Below are 8,621 nucleotides of genomic sequence, written 5' to 3' on the forward strand. Positions count from 1 at the left end.
GTTGCCGTTATGGGTTGATCCTCCACGACGAGGACGACCACCCAGGCACCTACAAAACCAAACAATGGCGGTGGCTGCATGACCACGGTTGTTTGGGGTGCTACCAATATTATTACACATAAACCACTTTTTTTCAATACTTTATACATCGTCCACGCTTGTTTGGAGTGCTACCTTATCTTTCATCATGGTGGCCAACTCATAGCCATCCATCTGTGGCATCATGACATCCACAATTGCCAGGGCAATGTCGTGTTCAATGAGTATCCCTAGTGCCTCTTCTCCTGAGAGTGCCTTGCAGATGTTGAGATCAAGTCCTGTGAGTATTGTCTCAAGAGCTACAATATTGGCTGGAAAATCATCTACAACAAGAATGTTTTGCATGCTTATTATAACCATCATGGTTACTAATAATCATTATTTATTGTAACATAACTCATGTTACGCAAAAGCATATTATTAAGTATGGTAAAATATCTGTGCAGTTATCATAGCTTTCTATTATAGCATAAAGGGAGTATTTTTTTATGGACATTAAAATGTTGGATATTTACTCAGATTATATTATAGCGCGTTTCGATTGTGTGCAATATAGCACGTTTCGATTGGATTAAATACAAGATAATGGCATTTTACGGGGTCAAGGGGACTTCTTCGTGCCAGGGGCGGCTCGCCCCTCCCCTTGCGGGGGGTTCTGAAGGGGGGCGGAGGGGGTGGGGCACCCCTGCCACAAACCGCCCCTTTCTTTCTTGTGCTACCATGAGATATAAAGAAGATACAAGGAAATTTATGAGACACCATCGCAATCCCCCTCCCTTACGCCCTGGACAGTGGTACCGACAGTTGTAAAACCTCTGGGGTTTATGTTACAGTGAAATCTGAAATGATTGAGGGAAATCTGTATAACGACACAGAGGTCAGGAGGATAAATCTCTTGAAATCCGTAAGGATAAAGGCGATAGAGGGGTTACTCAACAGATGTACCTACAGAGAATTTGAGCCCGGTGAGGTGATAATAGCCGCCGGACAGATCAACTACCTGATCTACATGATTCTCAGTGGGAGTGTCAGGGTGCATGTAGACCATCTTGAAGACGAACCCCTTGTGGTCTACGAACGTGGAGAGATCGTTGGAGAGATATCGGTGATCGACCAGAGGCCGACAACGGCTTCGGTGGTTGCCAATACGCATTGCCGTATGCTGGTGATGGATGAGGAGATACTGCTGTCGTTAGTCTCGGTATCCCATGCGGCATGTCGCAACCTGCTCAACATCCTGGCCCAGCGCCTGCGTTATGGAACATCGGTAATCTCAAAGAGCAATTTCCTCAAGCGACAGTTTGAGTACTACGCAAACATCGATATCCTTACTGGATTGTATAATCGTCGCTGGTTAAGTGACAGGTTCAGTGAGGTTGTCAATAAGTGCATTGACAGTGGACGTCCGTTGGTTGTGATCATGGCCGATATCGACAACTTCAAGGCATACAATGACACACATGGTCACATTGCCGGAGACCGTGCCCTGTATACGGTTGCGGTGGCTCTGCTGGGACAGCTTCGCAAGACGGATTTTGCCGTGCGCTACGGCGGGGAGGAGTTTCTCATCATTCTGCCGGCAACGGGTATAAAAGAGGGCTGCCTGATTGCCGAAAGGTTAGGAAATGCGGTCAAACAGACACCTATAGTCCTGCACGACGCAAGACAACTGCCTCCTTTGACGGTATCCATCGGGGTGGCAGAGCTGCAGAGCGGACAAACCCCCGATGAACTCATCGACAGTGCAGACAAGGCCATGTATCGGGCCAAAAACAGTGGACGAGACAGTGTCTGCACATAGTGATGCGGATATTTTTTTCGTGGCACTTGACTTAATCACCCGACAAGTATTTTAATAACAGTATGGGTATAAACAGACATATAAAAAGAGGCCTCTCAGGAGGCATCCTGCTCGTTGTCGTGGGTTTGATGTTTGCGGGGCTGTTGTCGTGTTCGAAGAAGAACATAAAGCCACCCTATATCGACGAAAAAGATGCCTATGAACGTGCCATCAAGATGATTGAAGACAAGGAGTACACCGATGGCCGGGAGTTGCTGACGGAGGTGATCAACAGGGACAGGACAAAGACCTATGCCCCGCTTGCGCAGCTTAAGCTTGCGGAGTCCTACGTCAAAGATGACGAGTCTGACCTTGCAATAGAGGAGTACCGGAAGTTTCTGAACTCCTATCCGGACAACAGATATGCCGCCAATGCACAGTACCAGATAGCCGCCCTTGCGTTTAGCCAGATAGAGGGTGCCGACAGGGGTTACAAGGCCGCTGAAAGCGCCATCAGGGAGTTCAAAAAGCTTGCCGATCTCTATCCCAGAAACCCGTACAGGGATGTCATAGAGTTAAGACTGCAAAAGTGCAGAAACGTTCTTGCAGAACACGAGTTTTACGTGGGCAAGTTTTACTTCAGAAAGGCCTCATTTAAGGCAGCCCTTGGACGTTTTAACGTTATCCTTGAGCAGTACAATGACTTTACGGACATTGGTGAGGTCTACTACCACATGGCGATGTCGTACAAGGGGCTTAAGGACAAGGACAAGGCCCGAGAGTATTTTCAGAAGACCCTGGAGATAGTCAAAGAGGATAAGTTGCGCCAAAAAGCTCAAAAAGAGTTTAATTCCCTGTAGAGCTGCCCCCTGCACTAACTGGTAGCACTCCATTTAAGCGTGGTCACATTGCTCAAGCATAGTAACAATGCCATATTATGAAGAGAGAAAAGTGGCTTAAATCCTGGCAACCACGGTTGATTTTGGTGCTACCTTTATACGTGGTTTCCACGATAACTGGACATTTCTATTTTGCTGTGACACCAAGATCGCCAAAACTTGAATTTGTCAGCAGAAATATGTTAAAATCATGTCATGATAGTTCTAAAACGTGACAGGAGTGTGTTTGCATGAGTAACAGAAAGGAAATAGACGAATATCTCGAAAGATTATGGTACATGCAGGAGGAAGCCAAAAACTCCTTCAACGACCTGGTGGAGCTTATTGAGGGCGACTATAGCCCCGAACTTGTCAACGAACTGGTCAGCGATGGGCTTGTCGATGTCGTACAGCAGACAAACAGCATCTGTCTGACCAAGAAGGGGTATGACTATGCCCGCCAGATAGTGCGGGCGCACAGGTTGGCAGAGAGGCTGTTGTATGACGTGATGGGACGCAACATTGAGGAGGGGGCATGTGAGTTTGAACACATCGTTACCCTTGAGTTGGTGGACAGCATTTGCATTCTGTTGGGGCATCCCAGGGAGTGTCCTCACGGCTTACCGATCCCCGAGGGGGAGTGTTGCAAGGAGTCCATCAAGACGGTAAAGAGTCAGATACTGCACCTGGATGAGATGGCGATTGGTCAGAGTGCGCGCGTTGCATACATCAACAGCAGCAGCGATGTACATTTACACAGACTCAACACCCTGCAGATCAGGCCCGGCTCAGTCGTGAAGCTACATCAAAAGTACCCCTCATACGTGATCGACTGCGAGGGGGCGGCCATCGCAATGGACGATGAAATTGCACATAGCATCTGCGTCTGGACAAAGGATAAAAAACACGACGAGGTCAAGAAAAAAACCCAAAAAAAAGGCAAATTCTTTGGACTCAGCATGAAGTTTAAAAAGAAAGACAAGTAAGCAGCATGGCGTTCTGTACGGGCAATTATAGCAGCGCCGGAAAGCCGCAGGAAGATCATCAAAGCAGCCAGGGATACTAACACACACGCAACCCTGTATCTGCAAAGGCCATACGAGTTGACGCAGTTGCCGTTGGAGCTATTGCACGACGGTAGCTTCGTCTTGCCCGACCACAATATACACATAATCCGGCTGATTGATGAGCGTGGGCAAGTCAGCTCTTACAGCCCCTCTCTTCCCTCCACTTGTAGGCCTAATGCTGCCAGCACCATCAGGGCGTCGTTCCAGGTTACCCACTTCTGGGAGGAGTTGCGCAACAGATAGGAGGGATGAAAGGTTGGCATTACCTTGATACCGTTGTAGTTATGAAAGCGTCCGCGCATATCGCTTATCCTCTTGTCGGTTTTAAGGAGGGTGCGGGTTGAAACGCTTCCCAATGTCATGATGACTTCCGGAGCTATGGCGGTTATCTGTTTTTCAACAAAGCCGATACATGCCCTGACCTCGTCCTCTTCCGGGTCTCTGTTGCCGGGGGGGCGACACTTGACTATGTTGGCAATATAGACGGACTGACGCGTAAAGCCCATCTTTTCTATCAGACTCGTAAGCAGCTTCCCTGCCCTGCCCACAAACGGTCGTCCCTGTTCATCCTCATCGGCGCCGGGACCCTCTCCGACAAACAACAGCCGGGCCGTAGGGGAACCCTCACCAAAGACGATGTTCTTCCTCCCTGTGTGCAGCTTGCAGCGCGTACACTGGCCAAGCTCATCCCTGACGGCCTGCAGGGGGGCAACATCCTCCAGGGGGGCAACGTCCAGCCTCAAGGGCGGCAGGACGTCAAAATCAAGGTGCTTGTAGACCTTGAGCAGCTCTATCATAGCAACATAAGTGTCTTGTCTGGATGACATGTTTTTATCGTTCTCCCAAATTTAGTTTTTAGCGCAAGACCCGGAAATAATCCCGCCGTATCGGTAACAACAGGCACGTTACCAGGACAAAACAAACTTGTGCGTCTCAGCGGACGGCTCCAGCGACCATGGGTCACGGCAATGGATGTTATACGCAACCTAGTCCTAAAGTAAAGCAATAAATGTATCTAAAGTTAATCCGGCTTGTCTGATAATGGCTCGCAATGTACCCTTGTCTAATGTTTTATGGTCTGGTACTACCAATTGAGCAAATGGCTCGTCTCTTGTAAGCACGATATGACTACTCCTTTGCCGTCTTATCACAAACCCTTCTTTTTCAAGAGCCTTGACACATTGCTTACCTGAAACAGAAGGAAGCTTGTTCATACGGTAAGCACTTCAAGCTGATCCTCCGGGATACTCCTTTCGTCATCTATTAATACTTCAATATATAGGGCTATTGCCTCCTTGATGTTTTCAATGGCATCCTGCCTTGTCCGTCCCTGGCTAATGCACCCTGGCAGGCTTGGACATTCAACAACCCAATAGCCGTCTTCACCAGGATAGATAATTACCTTGCGCATGTCCTATTTTAACATAAATCTAAAAGTCTTTCCTAAAAGATAAAAAATCTGAAGGGGGGCGGAGCCGCCCCTGTCTTTCTTGTATGCGGGCAATTTTGATACCCTAAAAAACTCGAATCCGATCAGTATAACTGCATGACACGGTTGATTGTGGTGTACTCAAACGATGCCGCTTCTGAGCATATCGTGTATGTGTATGACACCTTTTACGAGGCCGTTTTGATTGGGCACCACCAACGATGTGATACTCTGCGCCTCCATCACCGCCAGGGCCTTTGCGGTCAACTCATCTTCATAGATTGAGCGCGGGGAAGGTGTCATAATGGCGGCGGTGTCCATATCGTAGAGTTCCTTGCCCCACCTCTGCAACCCCCTTCTGAGGTCGCCATCCGTGACGATACCAGCGAGCCGTTTATCGGCATCCAGCACCACGGCAACCCCCAGGCGCTTGGAGGATATTTCGATGACCGTTGGTTTTATTGTCGTTCAACGAATAGTTGAGTCAGTTCATAGCTTGTTATAAAAGGCGACTGACCTCGTTCAATTCCTTTACCACGGACACACAATAAATCGCCTCTTCCTAAGAGGGCTTCAGCGCCTCCTTCGTTTATTACTATCTGTGAGTATAGTGCTTTTGTAACCCTGAGACATATCTTAAGTGGCAGGTTTGCCTTTATTAAGCCGGTGACAATCTCCTTGACGGGATGTTGTGTGGTCAAGACAAGATGTAGTCCAGCAGCACGGCCTTTTTGTGCCAGCCTTGTTATCAGGGATTCAAATAATTTTTTCTTGTCCTTGGTCAATGTCATTATAATGTCGCCAAATTCATCTATTATGATTATATAGAACGGGATATCCTCTTTTCCAGCCTTAAGGCGAGCGTTCAGACAATCAAAGCCCTCTGAGGCAAATTGGTTAAGTCGTGCCTCCATCTCCTCAACTGCCTTTTCAAGACACACGATAGTTGAACTGCCATAGTCATCTTCATTTTCCGGTTGATATTGGCACTTGGCGGATTCAAATTCTTTTGCGGCAAATGTTACTTTTTTGGGATCAATTATAATGAGTTTCAGGTTGTGGGGTTTGTTTTTGGCGATTAATGATGCAACCATAGATTTGAGAAACTCGCTCTTTCCGCTGCCGGAAGTCCCGGCCACAAGGGCATGACACATGTTTGGATTGGCAAAGTCGGCAATAATGACATTGTTGTCAATCCCGATGCCTACAGGGAAGGAGACGGGGCTTTTATCTGCTTTGTATTCCGGTGTATTTACAATGTCTCTCCAGGATACCGTGTCGGGCGTTTCCTTTAGTATATCTATTGCTACAAAACCACCTTCTGGGCTGATCAGAGGCGCATTGCTTAGGCCAAAACGTACTTTCAGGTCATCGGCAAGCCCTGCCAGCTTTACAATCTTTAAACCGTCAGCTGGTCTCAACTTATAACGCACCAACTGTGGCGCCTCCACTTTACCAATGACCTCAACGGATAACTTAAATTGTTCGTAGAAGCTCTTGATATCATCGGATAGGTCTATGGTCCCCCCGGCCAATTCACGAAGGACGGGGGCTATTATTTCAGTGAATATGCCGTTAAGCTCATCAGCGGTAAAGGAGACTTTATCGAGTTTGGGCAGATAATATTCGATTGTTCCGTGAAACTTCAGGGCGGGGTTGGTCATGGCCAGGAGCCTTGCATATATGGCAATCTGGAGCATATCGTGTTTCATGTTGTCGCCCCTTGAGAGTTTATAGTCTACAATCTCGCGTTGGTATTGGGGATTGGTTCTTACGGCATCTATTTTTCCTGAGACAAAGACGGCATTATCACCAAAGGAAAAATGCACATCTTTTACCGAGGCCTCTTTTGCCAAAAACACATCTTGCCATGATTTAAAGCCCTCAGTCCTTTTTCGCAACTCTGCAAGATGTTCACAGAACACCGTCAGACACCGGCTGAGGTGATATGCGGATTCTACTTGTCCCTGGTCAATGATTTCATTTATTTTTTTCGCCGCAAATCGTTCATACATCTCACCCCATAATCTGTCGCCGTCGTTTAGTGCGGCGGCAGCCTTCCTGCTTTTCGCCTCAGTAAGCCAGTCCACAAAGTCCGCTGCCATCTTGTGAAAGGCGGTTCCCTGAACGGGAAATGGGCCGCCCCCTCTGGTGCAATCAGTAGAGGGATTGTTGCCCCTCAACCATTCATTGCGCCACTTGGTATCGAGGCAGGCACATTTTAACTGACTGACATTTATAGTCTTTACTGCCATAAGAGCACCGTCATTGTTGGCCCCTTAGTAATTCTTATTTGTGGGATTTGTTCACATGCAGACAAACACATTGCACTGGTAACAGGTTTGGTAACATCCGTTAGCTTTAGCATTGACAGTTGTTGAACAAGGTCATCTACGCTCTGCATTTTCTTGAGGCTCATAAGTTCACGGATTGCCTTGATTAAATTGGCACTTGGAGTCGTATTAGCAGGTGGTTGAGGAGGAGGTTGTAGTGTAGTAATCTCAATAAAAGGCGCTGGTTTCATTATTTCTTCCCAGAAGAAGGCAAGTTCTCCAAAGATGAACCTTAGAACTTCATCAGGTGGAAATGGAACATCCCCTGCGTAAGAGTCATTGTAAAGGATGTGAGCTGCATACAGTTTCGCTATTTTTTCGATATCTTCCAGTTCGATTATATGCAGGTATTTTTCTTTAGCCGCATTAATTTCTTTACCTATAACCTTCCAGGTTGGCTGTGGTATGTTAGGTAAATCTGGCGTTACTCGAAACATCACGACCTTTGTGTCCTTATAATGTGTGCTCTTATCATGAACAAAAAGACGATTGGCCTCACGTGCAATTCCTTGCCATGTTTTGTGATGTGAACGTGCTTCAAAGCCGAAATAAAACTGTCTCCCACTTAAGCTCCAATGTAAGGTTTGAGCATTATGTTCTGTGATCTTGAGATCTGTAAGACCGCTTGCAGCTTTTTCAACTAACCAGTAAAAAGTATCTGGCAAAAAGACAATGGACTTTTGCTTCTCTGTTTCAACATAGTTATTATACAGTTCTTTCATAGATTGTTTGGGTGGTGGTGGTAAGTCTCCTATCTCTATCCAACGCCTGCTACACTCTATCAAAATCTTTCTTACGCCTATTTCACTCTTATATTCAAACAAACTTCTTAAAAAACTGCCATTGTTACTAAAAACTGCCTTTTTATTTGTACATCCTGCTTCTTTTAATCTTTTATCGATAAGCTCTTCTGCTTGTTTTTCTATCATCCCTTGTAGAGTTATGGGTGGATCGCTCAATCGCTCAAGATTAGAATCATCCATTTTATCTTTTACCGTGAAAATCTTATTGAGTTAAGACACAAAACTCCCCCTCACCGTCCATGACAGTTTTTTTTGCGATGATTCTATGTCTTATTCCTTACATATCCAAATT

Annotated in this window: 10 protein-coding genes; 3 read left to right on the forward strand and 7 right to left on the reverse strand. The window is 46.5% G+C overall.

The window, feature by feature from the left end; translation table 11 throughout:
* Window positions 1-141 precede the first annotated feature (141 nt).
* Window positions 142-384 (reverse strand): response regulator, encoded by a 243-nt coding sequence (locus HWQ67_RS09080; protein ID WP_218252368.1) that lies wholly within the window; start codon window positions 382-384, stop codon window positions 142-144.
* Between the two features lie 550 nt (window positions 385-934).
* Between HWQ67_RS09080 and HWQ67_RS09085 the strand changes: the two genes are divergently transcribed.
* The 3 genes from HWQ67_RS09085 to HWQ67_RS09095 all read left to right on the forward strand — a co-directional run bounded on the left by HWQ67_RS09085 (window position 935) and on the right by HWQ67_RS09095 (window position 3,683).
* Entirely contained in the window at window positions 935-1,840 is a 906-nt protein-coding gene (locus HWQ67_RS09085) for a GGDEF domain-containing protein (RefSeq protein ID WP_218252369.1), read from the forward strand.
* Window positions 1,841-1,902: 62 nt separating this feature from the next.
* Window positions 1,903-2,679, forward strand: coding sequence for an outer membrane protein assembly factor BamD (gene bamD / locus HWQ67_RS09090; RefSeq protein WP_218252370.1), 777 nt, complete (start codon window positions 1,903-1,905; stop codon window positions 2,677-2,679).
* 269 nt (window positions 2,680-2,948) lie between these two features.
* Window positions 2,949-3,683 carry a metal-dependent transcriptional regulator gene (locus HWQ67_RS09095; protein ID WP_218252371.1) on the forward strand — a complete coding sequence of 245 codons (735 nt, stop codon included), beginning with the start codon at window positions 2,949-2,951 and terminating at the stop codon, window positions 3,681-3,683.
* A gap of 221 nt (window positions 3,684-3,904) precedes the next feature.
* On the opposite strand, the gene HWQ67_RS09100 is transcribed toward HWQ67_RS09095, so the two are convergent.
* The 6 genes from HWQ67_RS09100 to HWQ67_RS09125 all read right to left on the reverse strand — a co-directional run bounded on the left by HWQ67_RS09100 (window position 3,905) and on the right by HWQ67_RS09125 (window position 8,509).
* Entirely contained in the window at window positions 3,905-4,591 is a 687-nt protein-coding gene (locus HWQ67_RS09100; protein WP_218252372.1) for a uracil-DNA glycosylase, read from the reverse strand.
* A gap of 165 nt (window positions 4,592-4,756) precedes the next feature.
* The gene (locus HWQ67_RS20515; RefSeq protein ID WP_218252373.1) at window positions 4,757-4,978 is read right to left on the reverse strand and encodes a type II toxin-antitoxin system HicA family toxin; all 222 of its coding nucleotides are present in this window, start codon (window positions 4,976-4,978) and stop codon (window positions 4,757-4,759) included.
* Complete coding sequence (locus tag HWQ67_RS09110; RefSeq protein WP_218252374.1) at window positions 4,975-5,175, reverse strand: type II toxin-antitoxin system HicB family antitoxin; 201 nt, start codon at window positions 5,173-5,175, stop codon at window positions 4,975-4,977. The genes HWQ67_RS20515 and HWQ67_RS09110 overlap by 4 nt, the downstream gene beginning before the upstream one ends.
* A gap of 159 nt (window positions 5,176-5,334) precedes the next feature.
* On the reverse strand, window positions 5,335-5,655 hold the full coding sequence (locus HWQ67_RS09115) for a CBS domain-containing protein (protein WP_320414559.1): 321 nt from the start codon (window positions 5,653-5,655) through the stop codon (window positions 5,335-5,337).
* Window positions 5,652-7,448, reverse strand: a complete 1,797-nt coding sequence (locus HWQ67_RS09120) for a DNA translocase FtsK (RefSeq protein WP_218252376.1) — start codon at window positions 7,446-7,448, stop codon at window positions 5,652-5,654. Before HWQ67_RS09120 ends, HWQ67_RS09115 begins: the two co-directional genes overlap by 4 nt.
* The gene (locus HWQ67_RS09125; protein ID WP_218252377.1) at window positions 7,439-8,509 is read right to left on the reverse strand and encodes a hypothetical protein; all 1,071 of its coding nucleotides are present in this window, start codon (window positions 8,507-8,509) and stop codon (window positions 7,439-7,441) included. Before HWQ67_RS09125 ends, HWQ67_RS09120 begins: the two co-directional genes overlap by 10 nt.
* Between the last annotated feature and the right edge of the window lie 112 nt (window positions 8,510-8,621).

Source organism: Candidatus Magnetobacterium casense (assembly GCF_019173545.1).
Lineage (GTDB): Bacteria > Nitrospirota > Thermodesulfovibrionia > Thermodesulfovibrionales > Magnetobacteriaceae > Magnetobacterium > Magnetobacterium cryptolimnobacter.